The sequence below is a fragment of the Streptomyces sp. NBC_01352 genome, assembly GCF_036237295.1.
Classification (GTDB): Bacteria; Actinomycetota; Actinomycetes; order Streptomycetales; family Streptomycetaceae; genus Streptomyces; species Streptomyces plumbiresistens.
The window spans coordinates 8,247,779-8,263,300 of the sequence record NZ_CP108354.1 but is presented as its reverse complement, the minus strand read 5'-3'; the positions used below and the strand labels follow the sequence as shown (position 1 = coordinate 8,263,300).

The 15,522-nt window shown below is 71.6% G+C and carries 19 protein-coding genes; 4 read left to right on the top strand and 15 right to left on the bottom strand.

The annotated features are described in order from the left end of the window. Nucleotides 1-39 precede the first annotated feature (39 nt). Nucleotides 40-1,866: an endonuclease/exonuclease/phosphatase family protein gene (locus tag OG252_RS38045; protein ID WP_329341898.1), complete on the top strand. Its 1,827-nt coding sequence runs from the start codon at nt 40-42 to the stop codon at nt 1,864-1,866. Between the two features lie 25 nt (nt 1,867-1,891). Here the strand turns inward: OG252_RS38045 and OG252_RS38040 are convergent, their stop codons facing one another. From OG252_RS38040 to OG252_RS38030, 3 genes are all read right to left on the bottom strand, one after another. Next, nucleotides 1,892-2,635, bottom strand: coding sequence for an SRPBCC family protein (locus tag OG252_RS38040; RefSeq protein WP_266441596.1), 744 nt, complete (start codon nt 2,633-2,635; stop codon nt 1,892-1,894). A 25-nt stretch (nt 2,636-2,660) separates the two neighbouring features. After that, on the bottom strand, nt 2,661-3,329 hold the full coding sequence (locus tag OG252_RS38035; RefSeq protein WP_329341895.1) for an ArsR/SmtB family transcription factor: 669 nt from the start codon (nt 3,327-3,329) through the stop codon (nt 2,661-2,663). A 70-nt stretch (nt 3,330-3,399) separates the two neighbouring features. Continuing rightward, nucleotides 3,400-4,098: a hypothetical protein gene (locus tag OG252_RS38030; RefSeq protein WP_329341893.1), complete on the bottom strand. Its 699-nt coding sequence runs from the start codon at nt 4,096-4,098 to the stop codon at nt 3,400-3,402. A 113-nt stretch (nt 4,099-4,211) separates the two neighbouring features. On the opposite strand from OG252_RS38030, the gene OG252_RS38025 reads away from it, so the two are divergent. Beyond that, nucleotides 4,212-5,219 carry a YihY/virulence factor BrkB family protein gene (locus OG252_RS38025; protein ID WP_329341891.1) on the top strand — a complete coding sequence of 336 codons (1,008 nt, stop codon included), beginning with the start codon at nt 4,212-4,214 and terminating at the stop codon, nt 5,217-5,219. A gap of 201 nt (nt 5,220-5,420) precedes the next feature. Here the strand turns inward: OG252_RS38025 and OG252_RS38020 are convergent, their stop codons facing one another. The 4 genes from OG252_RS38020 to OG252_RS38005 are packed head-to-tail and all read right to left on the bottom strand — an operon-like array spanning nt 5,421 to nt 7,117. Continuing rightward, a complete protein-coding gene (locus OG252_RS38020; protein ID WP_329341889.1) occupies nt 5,421-5,813 on the bottom strand; it encodes a DUF3618 domain-containing protein in 393 nt (130 codons plus the stop codon). Further along, the gene (locus OG252_RS38015) at nt 5,810-6,229 is read right to left on the bottom strand and encodes a phage holin family protein (protein WP_266441582.1); all 420 of its coding nucleotides are present in this window, start codon (nt 6,227-6,229) and stop codon (nt 5,810-5,812) included. Before OG252_RS38015 ends, OG252_RS38020 begins: the two co-directional genes overlap by 4 nt. A gap of 52 nt (nt 6,230-6,281) precedes the next feature. Continuing rightward, entirely contained in the window at nt 6,282-6,992 is a 711-nt protein-coding gene (locus OG252_RS38010; RefSeq protein ID WP_266441580.1) for a hypothetical protein, read from the bottom strand. Then, nucleotides 6,989-7,117 (bottom strand): hypothetical protein, encoded by a 129-nt coding sequence (locus tag OG252_RS38005; protein ID WP_266441579.1) that lies wholly within the window; start codon nt 7,115-7,117, stop codon nt 6,989-6,991. Before OG252_RS38005 ends, OG252_RS38010 begins: the two co-directional genes overlap by 4 nt. A gap of 177 nt (nt 7,118-7,294) precedes the next feature. Between OG252_RS38005 and dapA the strand changes: the two genes are divergently transcribed. Then, entirely contained in the window at nt 7,295-8,185 is an 891-nt protein-coding gene (gene dapA, locus OG252_RS38000) for a 4-hydroxy-tetrahydrodipicolinate synthase (RefSeq protein WP_329341887.1), read from the top strand. Nucleotides 8,186-8,213: 28 nt separating this feature from the next. On the opposite strand, the gene OG252_RS37995 is transcribed toward dapA, so the two are convergent. The 8 genes from OG252_RS37995 to OG252_RS37960 form a co-directional block, all read right to left on the bottom strand. Continuing rightward, nucleotides 8,214-9,437 carry a WD40 repeat domain-containing protein gene (locus OG252_RS37995; protein ID WP_329341884.1) on the bottom strand — a complete coding sequence of 408 codons (1,224 nt, stop codon included), beginning with the start codon at nt 9,435-9,437 and terminating at the stop codon, nt 8,214-8,216. Then, nucleotides 9,434-9,994 carry a SigE family RNA polymerase sigma factor gene (locus OG252_RS37990; protein WP_266441573.1) on the bottom strand — a complete coding sequence of 187 codons (561 nt, stop codon included), beginning with the start codon at nt 9,992-9,994 and terminating at the stop codon, nt 9,434-9,436. The genes OG252_RS37995 and OG252_RS37990 overlap by 4 nt, the downstream gene beginning before the upstream one ends. A gap of 195 nt (nt 9,995-10,189) precedes the next feature. Beyond that, nucleotides 10,190-10,414: a hypothetical protein gene (locus tag OG252_RS37985; RefSeq protein ID WP_266441571.1), complete on the bottom strand. Its 225-nt coding sequence runs from the start codon at nt 10,412-10,414 to the stop codon at nt 10,190-10,192. Nucleotides 10,415-10,528: 114 nt separating this feature from the next. After that, the gene (gene dapD, locus OG252_RS37980) at nt 10,529-11,518 is read right to left on the bottom strand and encodes a 2,3,4,5-tetrahydropyridine-2,6-dicarboxylate N-succinyltransferase (protein WP_266441569.1); all 990 of its coding nucleotides are present in this window, start codon (nt 11,516-11,518) and stop codon (nt 10,529-10,531) included. Nucleotides 11,519-11,665: 147 nt separating this feature from the next. Next, nucleotides 11,666-12,577, bottom strand: coding sequence for a CU044_5270 family protein (locus OG252_RS37975; protein WP_329341882.1), 912 nt, complete (start codon nt 12,575-12,577; stop codon nt 11,666-11,668). Nucleotide 12,578: 1 nt separating this feature from the next. Continuing rightward, nucleotides 12,579-13,175: an RNA polymerase sigma factor gene (locus tag OG252_RS37970; RefSeq protein WP_266441565.1), complete on the bottom strand. Its 597-nt coding sequence runs from the start codon at nt 13,173-13,175 to the stop codon at nt 12,579-12,581. Between the two features lie 161 nt (nt 13,176-13,336). Next, nucleotides 13,337-13,882 carry a TetR/AcrR family transcriptional regulator gene (locus OG252_RS37965; protein WP_329341880.1) on the bottom strand — a complete coding sequence of 182 codons (546 nt, stop codon included), beginning with the start codon at nt 13,880-13,882 and terminating at the stop codon, nt 13,337-13,339. Then, nucleotides 13,882-14,202 (bottom strand): DMT family transporter, encoded by a 321-nt coding sequence (locus tag OG252_RS37960; RefSeq protein ID WP_266441560.1) that lies wholly within the window; start codon nt 14,200-14,202, stop codon nt 13,882-13,884. The genes OG252_RS37965 and OG252_RS37960 overlap by 1 nt, the downstream gene beginning before the upstream one ends. Before the next feature lie 479 nt (nt 14,203-14,681). Here OG252_RS37960 and OG252_RS37955 point away from each other — a divergent pair, with 479 nt between their 5' ends. Beyond that, complete coding sequence (locus OG252_RS37955) at nt 14,682-15,509, top strand: AbfB domain-containing protein (protein ID WP_329341877.1); 828 nt, start codon at nt 14,682-14,684, stop codon at nt 15,507-15,509. Nucleotides 15,510-15,522: the final 13 nt, after the last annotated feature.

Here is a 15,522-nt window from a genome sequence, read left to right as displayed (position 1 = left end):
CTCGTCCCGGCGCCCATGTACGTCCCCGGAGGGATCCCGTTGCCGAGCAAGTCTTCCGTGCGTCTCGCCGCGCTCACCGTCGCCGCCGTCTGTTCCGCGGCCTCCACCGTCGTACTCACCTCGCCCGCGCACGCGGCGGCCGTGAGCATCCATGACATCCAGGGCACGACCCGGATATCCCCGTACGCCGGCCAGGCGGTCACGGATGTGGCCGGAATCGTCACCGGCGTGCGCACCTACGGCTCCTCCAGAGGCTTCTGGATCCAGGACCCGAACCCGGACGCCGACCCCGCCACCAGCGAGGGCGTCTTCGTCTTCACCAGCTCCACCCCGAAGGTCGCGGTCGGTGACGCGGTGACCGTGTCCGGCACGATCACGGAGTTCGTCCCGGGCGGCGCCGCCTCCGGCAACCAGGCGGTGACGGAGATCGTCCGCCCGACGGTGACGGTCGTCTCCAGCGGCAACGCGGTCCCGGCCGCCACCGTCGTCGACGCCAGGTCGGTGCCGAGCGCCTACGCCCCGGCCGGCGACACCGCCGCGAGCGGCTCGGTCAACGCTCTGACCCTGCGTCCGTCGAAGTACGCCCTGGACTACTACGAGTCCCTGGAGGGCATGAACGTCCAGGTCTCCGACACCCGCGTGGTCGGCGCCACCGACCCGTTCACCGAGCTGTGGGTCACGGTGAAGCCGCGCGAGAACAGCAACCGCCGCGGCGGCACGGTCTACGGCTCCTACGAGTCGCAGAACACCGGCCGGCTCCAGATCCAGTCCCTGGGCGCGACCGCCGACTTCCCGAAGGCGAACGTCGGCGACGTCCTCACCGGCAGCACCGCGGGCCCGCTGGACTACAACCAGTTCGGCGGCTACACCCTGGTGGCCAACAAGATCGGCACGCTGAAGAGCGCCGGCCTGGCCCGCGAGACCACCGAGAAGCAGAAGAACGGCGAGCTCGCGGTCGCGACGTACAACGTCGAGAACCTCGACCCGTCCGACGCCTCCTTCGAGGAGCACGCCGCCGCGATCGTGAACAACCTGAAGTCGCCCGACATCGTGTCCCTGGAGGAGATCCAGGACAACAACGGCGCGAAGAACGACGGCACGGTCGCCGCCGACCTGACGGTGACCAAGCTGATCGACGCCATCGTCGCGGCCGGCGGCCCGACGTACGACTGGCGCTCCATCGACCCGGCGAACAACACCGACGGCGGCGAGCCGGGCGGCAACATCCGCCAGGTGTTCCTGTTCAACCCGGAGCGGGTCTCCTTCACCGACCGCGCGGGCGGCGACGCCACCACCGCCGCCGGCGTCACCAAGGAGCACGGCAAGGCCGCGCTGACGGTCTCCCCGGGCCGCATCGACCCGGCGAACACCGCCTGGACGAGCAGCCGCAAGCCGCTGGCCGGCGAGTTCTCCTTCCGTGGCCGGACGGTCTTCGTGATCGCCAACCACTTCAACTCCAAGGGCGGCGACCAGGCTCTGACCTCGCAGTACCAGCCGCCGGCGCGCAGCTCGGAGACCCAGCGCGCCCTCCAGGCGACCGCGGTGAACGCGTTCGTCAAGGACATCCTGGCCGCCCAGAAGAACGCGGACGTCATCACCCTCGGTGACATCAACGACTTCGAGTTCTCCGGCACCACCGAGATCCTGGAGAGCGACGGCGCGCTCTGGTCGGCGATCAAGTCGCTGCCGAAGAGCGAGCGTTACTCGTACGTCTACCAGGGCAACGCCCAGGTCCTCGACCAGATCCTGATCAGTCCGTCGATCCGGCGTTCCTGCGACTTCGAGTACGACAGCGTGCACGTCAACGCGGAGTTCAACGACCAGATCAGCGACCACGACCCGCAGGTGCTGCGGTTCAAGCCGTAGTCGCCGACCGTCGGTCGCAGTTGCTCTACCGGGGCTGGCTGAACACTCCGTTCAGCCAGCCCTTCCAGGCGGTTTCGACCGCCTCCGCGTCCGCGCCCGGCGCGAAGTCGTGGACGCTGATCCCGACCGGGTAACCCCAGTGGTCGCGCCCGAAGACGCGGATCAGGGCACCCTCGGTGCGCAGCCCGAGGAAGTACGGGTTGCGGAAGTCGACCTCGGCGTCGAGGAGTTGGTCCTCGGGGCCGCGGACCCGCACCCGCGCCCCCTCGGCGGTGTCGTCCGCGAGGCCGAGCGCCCGGCCGACGGCGGCGAAGGAACCGGTGGCCTTGGAGGCGTCGGGTCCGTCGAAGGTGGCGAAGGCGGCCGTGCGGGGCGCGAAGTGGATCAGATACTGGCGCAGGGTCGCCATGTAGAAGTCGGTGTGCTTGGCGGCGCCGTCGTACTGGTTGTCCCAGTCGTCGACGAAGATCCCGCTGTGCACGTACCGCACCCAGGCACGCCGGCCCTCGTCGCGCGGCTCGATGGTGTAGTCGAGCTGGTTGAGGGTCTGTTCGGAGATGCCCTCGACGTTCTCGACGCGGTTGGTGTAGCGGTGCGGCGGGTCCCAGGCGGTGACCGTGGACCCGAAGGGGCCCTTGCCGCCCTCGCGCGGCTCGGGGGGCTCCATCGGCCACAGCCAACCGCCGGTCTGGGCGGTGACGGCCTCCCAGACCTCCTCCGGTGAGGCATCGACCTCAAACTCGCGGGCGATCTCGAATTCCTTGGACATGGTGGGCTCCTGAGTACGGACTGGTCTAGCTGTCGAGTTCCGGGACGGTGTCCGGGACGGGTTCCTGGACCGGCCGGTCCTCGACCGTGGGATTGAGCGTGGGCTTGAGCGTGGGCTTGAGCGTGGGGTGGACGGCCACGACGATCCGGTGATCCCGACCGTCCTCGGTGTCCGGAGCGTCGTACTTGCGGATCAGCGCGGTGATCCCCGCCGTCAGCTCCTGGATGAACGCGGCCCGGTCGGCGGCCGAGGCGAAGCGGACCTCGCCGTCGAGCGCGTACGTCGCCAGCCGCTTGCGGGCCTTCGTCGCGCCGGTGATCAGCGAGCCGACGTCCCGGACGAGCCGGGCGCCGAGCGCGAGCAGCCAGCGCGCGGAGAGCTGGTCCCGGAAGCGGTCCGGGTCCGGCTGCACGGCGGCGAGCGCGAGCGGTGAGATGACGTACGACGCGGCGGTCGCCCGCATCAGCCGCTCGGTGACGTTGCCCTTGCGGCGCTCCCCGGCCAGCTCGACCAGGCCGTGCCGCTCCAGGGTCTTCAGGTGGTAGTTGACCTTCTGCCGGGGCAGTCCGACGTTGCCGGCCAGCATGGCCGCCGAGGCGGGGCCTGCGGCCAGCTCGGCGAGCAGCCGGGCCCTTATGGGGTCCAGGGAGGCGGCTGCGGCCTCGGGGTCCTCGATCACGGTCACGTCCAGCATGGGTCCACCCTCTCACCGAAAACTTTTTTTGTCCAGACTCATTCAGTTGTCGGATGGAGCCGGGGTGATCTCACTGGGGCACGAGACCGAGGGCGTGGTCGTAGCGCCTGCCCGTGAAGCCCCGCACACCCGGGTAAGTCCGCACCCGCTCCCGCTCCTCGTCGACGGGGACGGTGAGGGCCTTGTCGTAGGCCTGAGGGGTCTCCCACTCCGCGTAGTTGAGGACGTGGGTGCCGTCGGTGGACAGATGGAAGTGGGCGGCGATCAGTCCGCGGTGGGCGACCGGCCCGGGGGCGGTGCGCAGCAGGAGGTCGATCCAGTCCCGGCGCCGCTCGGCCGCACCGGGCTCGAAGTCGATCCGCACGGTCACGATCAGCCCCGGCACACGCTGGTCGCAGGCGGCACGCTCTTCCCCGCGGTAGTACCGGTACCGGTCGAGTGCGACGCGCTCGATGTCCGGGACGGCGGTGTCGATCTCGTCGTTTCGTTCCTGCCGGCGGGTCTTCACGAAGGCCTCGTAGGCCAACTCGCTCGCCCACTGCGAGTGGTGCATCAGCGTCTCGCCGTCGTGCCCGGTGTAGACGTGGTAGCCGAGCAGGTCGTCGGCGGGCCAGGGCCGGCGCTCCCAGGTGTGCGCGATCGCCTCGACGGCCTGCTTCTGCCGCTCGGGGGTGCCCATGCGCCAGGTGCTGAAGAGGGCGGCGCCGACCTCGGGCTGGGTGAGGTCGGGGTGGGTGTCGGTGCGGCGGGTGTCGGTGCGGCGGGTCATGGCGGGCCTCCGTCGGTCGGTACGGGATGCGTGCACCGCCCACCCTTCAACCTCAACCAAGATTCAGGTCAAGTAGCCGATTCGGGCGGCGAATTCGGGAGACCCGGCTGGTCATGGACGAGAAGGCCCAGAGGGCCGAGACGGTGGAGCAGGGCGAGACATCCGAGACCGCTGGGACGGACAGCCCCTCCGAGTTGCCCGCACGGTCGTGGCGGGCGGTGGTGGGGCGCACGTTCAAGGAGTTGCTGGACGACGAACTCTCCGACCGTGCGGCCGCGTTGACGTACTACGGCGTGCTGTCGCTCTTCCCGGCGCTGCTGGTGATGGTGTCCCTGCTGGGTGTGGTCGGCCAGCGCGCCACGGACAAGATCCTCGACAACATCGGGGACCTCGCCCCCGGCCCCGCCCGGGACATCCTGCAGGACGCGGTGGTCCAGCTCGGCGACAGCGGCGGCACCGGCAGTGTGCTGGCCGTTCTCGGCCTGCTCTTCGCCCTGTGGTCGGCGTCCGGGTATGTCGCCGCGTTCATCCGCGCGTCCAACGCGGTGTACGACCTTCCGGAGGGCCGCCCGGTGTGGAAGCTCACGCCGCTGAGGCTGGCGCTGACCGTGGTGCTGATGCTGATGCTGGCCGCGAGCGCGCTGATTGTGGTGTTCACGGGGCCGCTGGCCGAGCGGGCCGGCACGACGATCGGGCTCGGTGACGAGGCGATCGCGGTGTGGGACATCGCCAAGTGGCCGGTACTGCTGCTACTGGTGGTCCTGATGATCGCCCTGCTGTACTGGGCCGCCCCCAACGTCCGTGGCCGCGGCTTCCGTTGGATCTCCCCCGGCAGCGTCCTCGCCACCCTGATCTGGCTGGCCGCGTCCGCCGGTTTCGCCGTGTACGCGTCCAACTTCGGCTCGTACAACAAGACTTACGGCACACTCGCGGGCGCCATCGTCTTCCTCGTCTGGCTCTGGCTGACCAACATGGCGATCCTCCTGGGCCTGGAGTTCGACGCGGAGCTGGCACGCGAGCGAGCGATCACGGGCGGCCGCCCGCCGACGGAGGAGCCGTACGTGGAGCCGAGGGACACGAGGAAGTGGCCGGCGAGGCTGCGGGCGGCACGGGGGAAGTGACGGGGGCGGCGGGGCACCACCTCACCACTCAGCCGACCGAGTCGGACCAAGGCCTAACCCCACAGCCGACCGAGTCGGGTGGTGGGTGGGCGAAGGCCGGGGGTCTGGGGGCGGAGCCCCCAGCGTCGGTCACGCAGACGCCGGGCGCCGAAGTCACCCACCTCAAGGACAACCCCGGCGCCCGCACCCGCACCCGCACCGTCACCGCCCGTGACGCCGCCGCACCACCTCTCCGACGACCACCACACCCACCGCCGCCGCCCCCACAACCAGCACCGGCCGCGGATGCCGCACCCCGACCTGCACGGCGGAGCGAACCGGCCCGGGCAGGCTGTGCTCAACGGCATGCCCCGCATGACTCGCCCGGTCCTGGACCGTATGCCCGGCCTGCGCCGCACTGCTGCGCAGCTGCACCGTCATCGCGCCCGCCTTGTCCCGGAGGTCCGCGGCCCGTGCCCGCGCACGCCCCTTGACGTCGACCTTGCCGGCCAGCTCCTCCACGGTGTCGCCGAGTTCGCTCCGCGTCCGCTCGATCTGCCGACGCAGCTCGTCGGGCCCCTTGGCGCCGACCTCGTGCGCTGTCTTGTCCGTCATCGGTGTGCCCTTCCCCTGATCTCCTGGACGTCGGCCCTGACGCTGCCGAGTGCTTCCTCGGGCGTGGGCGGTGTGGCACGGCGCAGCTGGGCGCGTCCGGTCGCCGCGAGCACGCCCGCGAGCACGAACAGGACGGCCGTCACGATGAGCGCCGCCGCCCAGACGGGCAGTACCAGCGAGAGTGCGGCGGCACCCGTGGCGGCCAGGGCGAGGAAGCCGGCGTAGGCGACAGCGCCCGCGGCGCCGAGCAGCCCACCGCCGCGCCCCGCGCGACGGCCCTTCTGCGCAAGCTCCTCCTTGGCGAGGGCCACTTCCTGTCGTACCAGCCGGGAGACCTGTTCGGTGGCCTGTCCGACGAGGTCGCCGACCGAATGATGTTCGTCATGTACGGGCCTGGGGGCCATGGTCCCGGTCACGGTTCCGCCTCCTCTCGGTATCGGAACCCCCGGGTACCCTGACCGGCCCTCGCTACCCCTGCGGCGCGCCTCCGGGCCCGCGCTCGCCGAGCCGGGCCAGCTGGCTCTGGAACCAGTCGAGCCGGGCCTGCAACAGGGCGGCCTCCGCGACGAGTTCGGGCACCCCGAGCCCGCCGGGCGCACCCGGACCGGCGGCCGGCAGCAGCTCGTCCCCCGCCACCCGCAGACCGTCCCCCGCCACCACCCGCAGCCGGTCCCCGGCCAGCCGGGCGAACCCGGCCAACGAGACGGACGTACGACCGCGCAGGCACCCCGCGCAGGAGGGGGCCAGCGCGTGCCAGCCCGGTCGGCCCCAGCCGGCGTCGGCCAGTGCCGCCGCGACCGTGCCGCAGGCGCACGGGCCGACGGTGGCCGTGCGGACGCGCTGACGGGCGTACCGGAAGCCCCGCTCGAAGCGGATGTAGCGGCCGAGTACCAAGACCTCGAGCAGGACGGCCGTACGGTGCTCGGCCGTGCACAGCAGGGCCTCGGCGGTCGTACGGTCGTGCACGCAGTGGAAGCCGCAGTCGCAGCGGCGGTGCGGTGCCTGGTGCCGCAGGCCGTAGACGCAGGACGCGTCGGCCAGGACTCCGTACGGCAGCGCGCCGCCCAGCGACACACCGGTGAACCCGGCCCGGGTGCCGTCCTGGGACAGCACCGGGTGGGCGATCTTGTATCCGGTCGGCGGCTCCGTCGGACGTTCCTCGGGGAGCCGCAGCCTCATCGGGCGGCCGGGACCTCTTCGGGCGCCTTCAGTTCCTTGAGCTCCTCAGGGAGCTCGAGATCTTCATCGTGGACCTGCGGCCGCTCTTCCGCGACTCCGGTGGCGAGTGCCTTGCCGAGCTTCATGACGCCTCCCAATGACCAGGGGTCGATGACCGTCCTGGCCATGGTGACCCATGAGGGGCCGACTTGGACATAGGGCCTGGCACCTGCGCACAGACCGAGGATCCCTCAGCATCCCTTATCAATATCTCGTAGGAGATTTAAGTGGAGCTTCACTGTCGGCGGGCCGAGACTACCCTCATGACGACACCTCGCCCCTTCGGCCGCGCCCTCTGCGCCATGATCACGCCCTTCACCGACGCGGGCGCGCTCGATCTCGACGGCGCGCAGCGGCTGGCCGACCGGCTGGTGACGGAAGGCTGCGACGGTCTGGTCCTGTCCGGGACGACGGGTGAGTCGCCGACCACGACGGACGCGGAGAAGGCCGCGCTCGTCACGGCCGTCCGGGAGGCGGTGGGCGGGCGGGCGTCGGTCGTCGCGGGTGTGGGCACCTTCGACACCCGGCACACCATTGAGCTGGCCCTGGCGGCCGAAAAGGCGGGCGCGGACGGCCTGTTGGTGGTCAGCCCGTACTACAGCAGGCCCCCGCAGGACGCGCTGGAGGCGCATTTCCGCGAGGTCGCGGACGCCTCCGGGCTGCCGCTCGTGCTGTACGACATCCCGGGGCGCACCGGCACCCGGATCGAGCCGGACACCCTGATCCGTCTCGCCGGGCATCCCCGGATCGTCGCGGTCAAGGACTGTTCCTACGACTTCCTCGGCGCCCAGAAGGTCCTGGACCGCACGGAGTTGGCGTACTACGCGGGCTGCGACGAACACAACCTCGCCCTGTACGCGGTGGGGGCCGCCGGATACGTCAGCACCGTCGCCAACGTGGTCCCGGCCCAGCTCCGTGCGGTCCTCGACGCGTTCGAGGCGGGCGACACCCCCGTGGCCGCCCGCCTCCAACGACGAGCCACGCGGCTGATCGAGCCGATGATGTCGGCGGGCCTGCCCGGCACGGTCACTGCCAAGGCCCTCCTCAACGCGCTCGGCCTGCCCGCGGGCCCGGTCCGCGCACCGCTGCGACCCGCCGACCGCGAGACGGTCGACGAGCTGCTGACGGCGTACGAACAGTTCGTGGCCGCCTGATCAGCGCCACCTGACCAGCGCCTCCTGATCAGCCTTCGGCGAAGACGGGCTCCCAGCGTCCGGCGTCCCCGTCGTTGCCCTTGCGGAAGCCGCTGAGCGGTACGACCTTGTCGCTGCCGATGGTGACCAGCACGAGCCGCTGGTGGAACTCGTTCTTGCCGCCCTTGGCGATGTCCCAGGCGATGAGAGACGTGTTGCCGACCCAGGCGAGCAGCTGCTGCCCGTGGACCTCGGTCTTCTTGCCGGTCGTGGCGTCGAGGACCCAGGAGGAGGTCTTCCACTTCTCGCCCGCGAAGTCACCGGCGACGAGCCTGCCGTCGGGCGACTTCCCCGCGTCGACGTACCACGACAGGTGCTTGTCGCCCGCCGGCGCGGGAACCTCCTTGCCCGTGAAGTCGTAGAACTGCTTGCCGATGTCGCCCATGGGGTGGCCCGACCAGACGTGCCGGCCGTCATCGGTGAGAGCGAAGTCCTGGCGGGTGTTGAGGAAGGTGCCGCCCATGGGGTCGTCGGAGTCGCTCGCGAGCTTGACCTCGGTCCAGGCACCCTTCCCGGATGCCACGTCGAGGACGTGGAAGCCGGTGCGGCTCGACGTCCATGCCTGGCCCCAGTCGTCGGAGCCCTCCGTCTTGACCAGCAGGTCGGGGTTCTCGCCGTAGGTCGTCGCGACCAGCTTGCGGCCGTCGCGCGAGAACGCGAGTCCGCCGACGGGGTGGTCGACGGGGATCCACCGCGCGACCTTGCCGGTGGTCAGGTCGAGCAGGCCGATGCGTGAGGCGGGCAGGTCCTGCTCCAGGACGGCGGCGGTCTTCATGCCGGGGGCGACGGCCACCCAGGACCACTTCGTGGTCTTCTCGTACCTGCCGGTCTTGTGGTCGAGCAGCCAGTAGGTGCGCTCGTGGACGGCGGTGTCGGCTGTCTTCCTGACGGTCTTCGGGACGAAGTACGCGGCCAGTCGGGTGTTCCCGGCGGAGATCAGCTCGCGTGGCGGCGACTGGTCCGGATGCGCGTTCACCTCGGTCTTCGGTACGACGTCCGCGGGGCGTACGTCGGCGCCCCGGCCCGAGTCCAGCATCGGCACCCCCACCGCGACGGCGAGCACGGCGGCCGTGGCGACGGCGGCGGCCGCGATCCGGCGCGTACGGCGGCGCCGGCGGAACGCCAGCACCCGGTCGGCGAACCCCGGCCGCGCCGGGGACTGTTCGGCGGCCTGCTCCCGCAGCGCGTCGCGCACGAGTTCCTCGACGTTCACGGCCGCACCTCCAGAGGCGAGTAGTCACGGGACGGCTGCCGCTCGGCGTCGGCCGGTCCCAGGGCGGCCAGTTCGGGCGCCAGCGAGCGCAGCCGGGCGAGGGAGCGGTGGGTGGTGGACCGTACGGTGCCGACGGTGCAGCCGAGGAGCCGGGCCACGTCGGCCTCCGGCAGGTCCTCGAAGTAGCGAAGCACGAGCACGGTCCGCTGGCGCGCGGTGAGCCGGGCCAGCGCCTCGCGCATCACGACCCGCAGTTCGGCCGCGGCCGCCGCGTCGACGCTTCCCGCGCCCGCCTCGGGCGGCTCGGCGACGCTGACCTCCCGTCTGCGCCACTTCAGCCGCCAGCGGCTGACCTGCTGGCGGTAGAGGATCCGGCGTACATAGGCCTCGGGCTCGTCGATCCGCTGCCACTTCCCGGCCGCCTTGGCGAGCGCCGTCTGCAGCAGGTCCTCACCGGCGTGCTGGTCTCCCCCGCAGAGCAGCACGGCCGTCTTCAGCAGCGCCGACGACCGGTTGTCCACGAACTCCCGGAAGCTCTCCAGCCCTTCGGCATTCATCGTCACCTTCTCTTCCCCGGCGGTCCCTGCGCTCCGCCCCCTGTAGTCCTTGTGACGCGTGCGACCGCCCGCCGCTATGCCACCCCGCCGAAGAATTTTCTGGAGGGTCTCTCCGGAGGATCGTGTCCGGCGGAAAGGGCCGGGGCCCGTACCGCACAGGTGTGCGGTACGGGCCCCGGCCCTCGGCGTTCGTGATCAGCGCCAGGTGTACCCGTCGCCGATCAGCAGCACGTGCTCCAGTACGTCCTCCATCGGATCGTCCACCTGGCCCACGTTGACCAGTCCGATCCGCGGGCCGTTGTGCGAGGCGCTGTTGGTCTCGTCCGCGTGCGCGGCCTGTGCCGGCAGCCCGCACACCACTGTCAGGGTCAGCGCCCCGGACAGCCACCGGGCCACGGTCCTCGCCCGCTCGTTCGTCATTGCGCGATCCCTCGTTCGTCGTTTCGGCCTCTGATCGGACACTGCGTCCACCCGTTCATCTGCCGAAACCACAAGAAGGTCACGCTGAGTAACCCGTACGAGATCTTGAGATGATCAGTTGTGGCTGTGGAGGATCTCGTTCAGCCCGCCCCAGACCGCGTTGTTCGGGCGGGCCTCGACGGTGCCGGTGACCGAGTTGCGGCGGAAGAGGATGTTGGAGGCGCCGGACAGCTCGCGCGCCTTGACGATCTGCCCGTCGGGCATGGTGACGCGGGTGCCCGCCGTGACGTACAGCCCCGCCTCGACCACGCACTCGTCGCCGAGCGCGATGCCGACGCCCGCCTCGGCGCCGATCAGGCAGCGCTCGCCGATGGTGATGCGGACGTTGCCGCCGCCGGAGAGGGTGCCCATGGTGGAGGCGCCGCCGCCGATGTCCGAGCCGTCGCCGATCACGACACCGGCGGAGATACGGCCCTCGACCATCGACGTGCCGAGCGTGCCGGCGTTGAAGTTCACGAAGCCCTCGTGCATGACGGTCGTGCCGTCGGCGAGGTGCGCGCCCAGGCGGACCCGGTCGGCGTCGGCGATGCGGACGCCCTTCGGGGCCACGTAGTCCGTCATGCGGGGGAACTTGTCGATCGAGGTGACCTGGAGGTGCAGGCCCTCGGCGCGGGCGTTCAGCCGCACCTTCTCGACGTCGTCCACGGCGACCGGGCCGAGCGAGGTCCAGGCGACGTTGGCGAGGTGGCCGAAGATGCCGTCCAGGCTCTGGCCGTGCGGCTGGACCAGGCGGTGCGAGAGCAGGTGCAGACGCAGGTAGACGTCGTGCGCGTCGATCGGCTTGTCGTCGAGCGAGCCGATGACCGTGCGGACCGCGACCACCTCGACGCCCCGGCGGGCGTCCGGACCGATCGCCGCGGTCGCGCCGCCGCCGAGCAGCTCCGCGGCGCGTTCGGCCGTCAGTCGCTCGGTGCCGGACGGGCCGGCCTCCGCGGTGAGCTCGGGAGCGGGGAACCAGGTGTCGAGGACGGTGCCGTCGGCGGCGATCGTGGCGAGGCCGGCGGCAACGGCGCCGGTGGTGCGAGGAGCAGTCGTGTCGGTCATAAGGGCAACCTAACGTGGCAGGGGGCGCCCGGGCGAACCGGTGCGCACGGCGTCTCAGGTGCCGGGCGCACCGTCCGGGATCCGGCCCGGACCGCTCGCGGATCGCTCGCGGATCGGACCGGGCTCAGGCCGTGCCGACGGCCCGGATCAGGGCCGCTCCCCCTTCTCGTCCACTACCGCCGTCACGAGCCGCGCCCCGCTGAGCACGACGTCGCCCTTGTCCCACTGCAGGTCGCCGGTCCGCGCCACGTGCCGGTACCCGGCGTAGAGGTAGGTGGCCGGGTCGAGGAGGACCTCGTCCCGGTAGGTGTCGGCGGCGTTCGTCCGGTACAGCGCGTAGGCGCTGCGCCCCGCCTCGTCCTGGACCTCGGCGGCCTGTACGCCGGGGATCGTGGCGAGGGCCCGGTAGACCTTGGCGAGGCCCGCGGGGTCGTAGGCGTAGGCCCGGCTGAGGACGGCCGTGAGGGCGCGGTACTCGTGCCGGGTGCGGGACTCGGACTTGTCGGTGGCGTAGAAGAACGCCCGGGCCTTGGCACGCACCTGCGCCGGGTCGTCCGGCAGGTTCTTGAGGAACGCGTACTCCTCCCTGGGCGAGTGGTCGTCGCCGGCCTTGCCGTCCTCCATCTTCGGATCGGCGTACGCGTACCAGTCCTCGTCGGTCTGCGGCCCCGGCTTCTCGTCGTCCGTCAGGTTCGTCTCGACGGACTTCACGTAGATCCACTGGCCGTCGCGTGCGGTGACCGCGGGACCGGCGGCGATGGCGTCGGCGGCGTCGTTCAGGAGGTCCTTGGCGCTGCCGAGTTCGAGGGTGTACCCGGGGCGTGCGCCCGGCCGCACCCCGTCCGGGCCGCGGTCGATCACCTGCGTCCCGATCAGGGCGACCGCCGTGATCAGGGCCGCCGTCGCCGCGGCCATCAGCCGCCAGTCGGCGCGCAGCCGGCGGGCCCGGCTGCGGCCCGTCGCCTCCCGCAGCAGCCGGTCGCGTCCGGCGAGAAAGGGTGCGCGCTCGGCCGCCGGGGCCTCGGCCCGCAGTTCGCGGACCGCCGTCATCTCGTCCATGTCAGAACACCTCCGTGGCGTCGAGCGTGAATGCGGGGTCGGCGCCGAGGGCCGAACGGACCTTGCGGCGGGCGCGGTTGAGCCGGGAGCGCACGGTGCCGACGGGGATCCCCAACGCCTCACCGACCTCGGTGTACGTCAGGTCGGCCCAGGCCACGAGCAGCAGCACGTGCCGGTCGCCCACGGACAACGCGGCCAGCGCCCCGGCGAGCGGGGCCTGGGCGGCCTGCGCGGTGACCCGGTCGTCGGCGCGCTCGGACCAGGTCTCGGCGACCGGGTCGTGCCCGGTGCGGGCCAGCGCCCGCAGGGCCCGCACCTCGGCCCGGCGGTGCTTGCCGACGAGGTTGCCGGCGATGCCGTAGAGCCAGGGGCGGGCGCTGGGGCGGGCGGTGTCGTAGCGGGACCGGATGCGGAACGCGATGAGGAAGGTCTCCGCGGTGATGTCGTCGGCGGCGCCCACGCCCAGCCGGCGTGCCACATAGCGGTGGATGTCGGGGGCGTACCGGTCGTAGAGGCGGGCGAAGAGCTCCGGTTCCTCCAGGGACTGGGCGACGACCTGGGCGTCCTCGGGCGAGGACGGATCCGGTGGTCCGGTCACGTGGCGGCCTCCGTGGGTGTGTTCGGGGTGAGGATGTCACCCGCTGTTCCCCGACGTCGGCGAAGCGGTTCACGGCCCGGAGTTCACGGACCAGAGTTCACGGACCGGAGTTCACGGACCGGCGTTCACGCCCGGCGTTCACGGACCGCGGCCGCCCGGGCTCACGCGGCGCCGTCGATGATCCTCGCCAGCATCTGCCGCGCGTACTCCTCGTCGTACGACGTCCCCGTCAGCAGCACCTGCAGACAGATCCCGTCCATCAGCGCGACCAACGCCCGCGCGGTGACCGGGTCGGTGCGCGCGGTGAGCCGGGCGGCGAGGTCGTCGGCCCACTCGGCGGCGACCGGGCGCAGGGCGGGGCGGCGCAGGGCGGCGAGGTAGAGCTCGTACTCCAGCTCGACGCCGGTGCGCTCGCCGGCCAGCCACTCGCCCAGCAGTCCGGCGAGTTCGGCGGCCAGCTCGGTGCGCGGTCCGGCGAGGCCGCCGCGGGAGGCGATCACCTTGTCGAAGCCCTCGTTGGCCTGGCGGAGCGCCGCGACCATCAGCTCGTCCAGGGTCTTGAAGTGGTACGTCGTGGAGCCGAGCGGCACATCGGCCTCGGCGGCGACGGAACGGTGGCTCAGCCCGGCGAGGCCCTTCTGCCCGGCGACCCGGATCGCCGCGTCGATGATCCGCTGGCGTCGCTCGGGGTCGTAGCGGCGGGCCATCAGTGCGCACCGCCCAGGTTCAGCACCACCACGCCGACGATGATCAGCGCGATACCGGCGGCCTTGGCCAGGTTCATCCCCTCCCCCAGGAACACCATGCCGATGCCCGCGACGACCGCGGTGCCGACCCCGGCCCAGATCGCGTACGCCGTGCCGACCGAGACGGTCTTCAGCGTCTGCGCGAGCAGCGCGAAGGCGACGACGTACCCCAGGGCGGTCAGCAGGGAGGGCCAGAGCCTGCTGAAGCCGTCGCTGTACTTCATGGAGGTCGTGGCGGCCACCTCGGCGGCGATGGCGCCGGCGAGCAACAGGTATCCCATGTGTACGAGTGTACATAACGGCGCCGGCACAGAGCCGGGCTCGGGCTTTGCAGGCGGGCTCGGGTCTTGCAGGCGGGCTCGGGTCTCGCGGGCGGGCACGGTCGTGCGGGCCGGCCGGTGCGGCTCGGCCGTCTCGGGGGCGTACTCCTCGCCCAAGTAGCCGCACGGCGCCCGCAGTCGCGGCTCCGGGTGGGCCACCGGCGTAGGGAGCGTGATCCAGGCGGCGAGCCCGGCCCGGCTGCCCGGGTCCCGCAAGTCCCCGAAGCGCGACCGCCTTTCATGGGCAGGCAGCACAAAACGGGTCTCCGGGGGCAGCGCGAACCTCGGGTGCGCGAGCGGGATGCGGAACCGGAGCGGCCGGAAACCGCTCACTCAAACAGCTCCCAGGAGTGCACCGCCTCCACTAGTGTTTCACCGTTCACCTACTTCCCCGTCTCGGCCGCAGCCGTCGCCCAAGGCGCCCGCCGGAGGAATCGCGCATGCCAGAAAGCAAGTCCCGGCCCCCTCAGAACCAGCCATGGGAGAGCGGCTGGGCTCCGGACACCTCCCGGGTGCCGGGAACGCGACGCCTGTGGCTGGCCGGCGCGCTGGCGATAGCCACGGTCGCCGCCTGTGTGACGGCGATCGTCGTGACGGAGCAACAGCCTGACTATCCGTCACCCGCCCCGGACCAGGCGGCCGTCGCGGACCCGAGCGGCCCCGGCCTGATCTCCTACGGCACCCCCTCCGCGACGCCCTCTCCGACGCCCGGCAAGAAGAGCGCCTCCCCGTCCGCCCGGACGACGACGAGCGCCTCCGAACCACAGGGCTCGGCCTCCGCGACCCCGCCCGCCGCTCCGCCCAAGCCGCCCACCTCGCAGCCCGGTTCGTCCACCCCGAAGCCGTCGACGACCTGGCGCTCGGTCCGCTCGGTGAACTACCCCGACCGCTACTGGCACATCAGCGGCGGCCTGGTGAAGCTCGACCCGGTCGGCGGCTCGGAGTCCCGCGAGGACTCCACCTTCAAGCTGGTCAAGGGCCTGGCCGACAGCTCCTGCCAGTCCTTCGCCACGGCCGACGGCAAGTACCTCCGCCACCGCGACTTCATCCTCCGCGCGGACCGGAACGACGGCTCGTCCCTCTTCAAGCAGGACGCCACGTTCTGCCCCCGCAGCTCACCGATGTCCGGCGCGATCATGCTGGAGTCGGTCAACTACCCGGGCCGCTTCCTGCGCCACAAGGACTTCGTACTCCGCCTGGAGTCGTACCAGCACAGCGGCGGGTACCAGGTGGACTCGGCGTTCCGGCTGGTGGGCGGGCTGGCCTGAGCACGAGAAACGG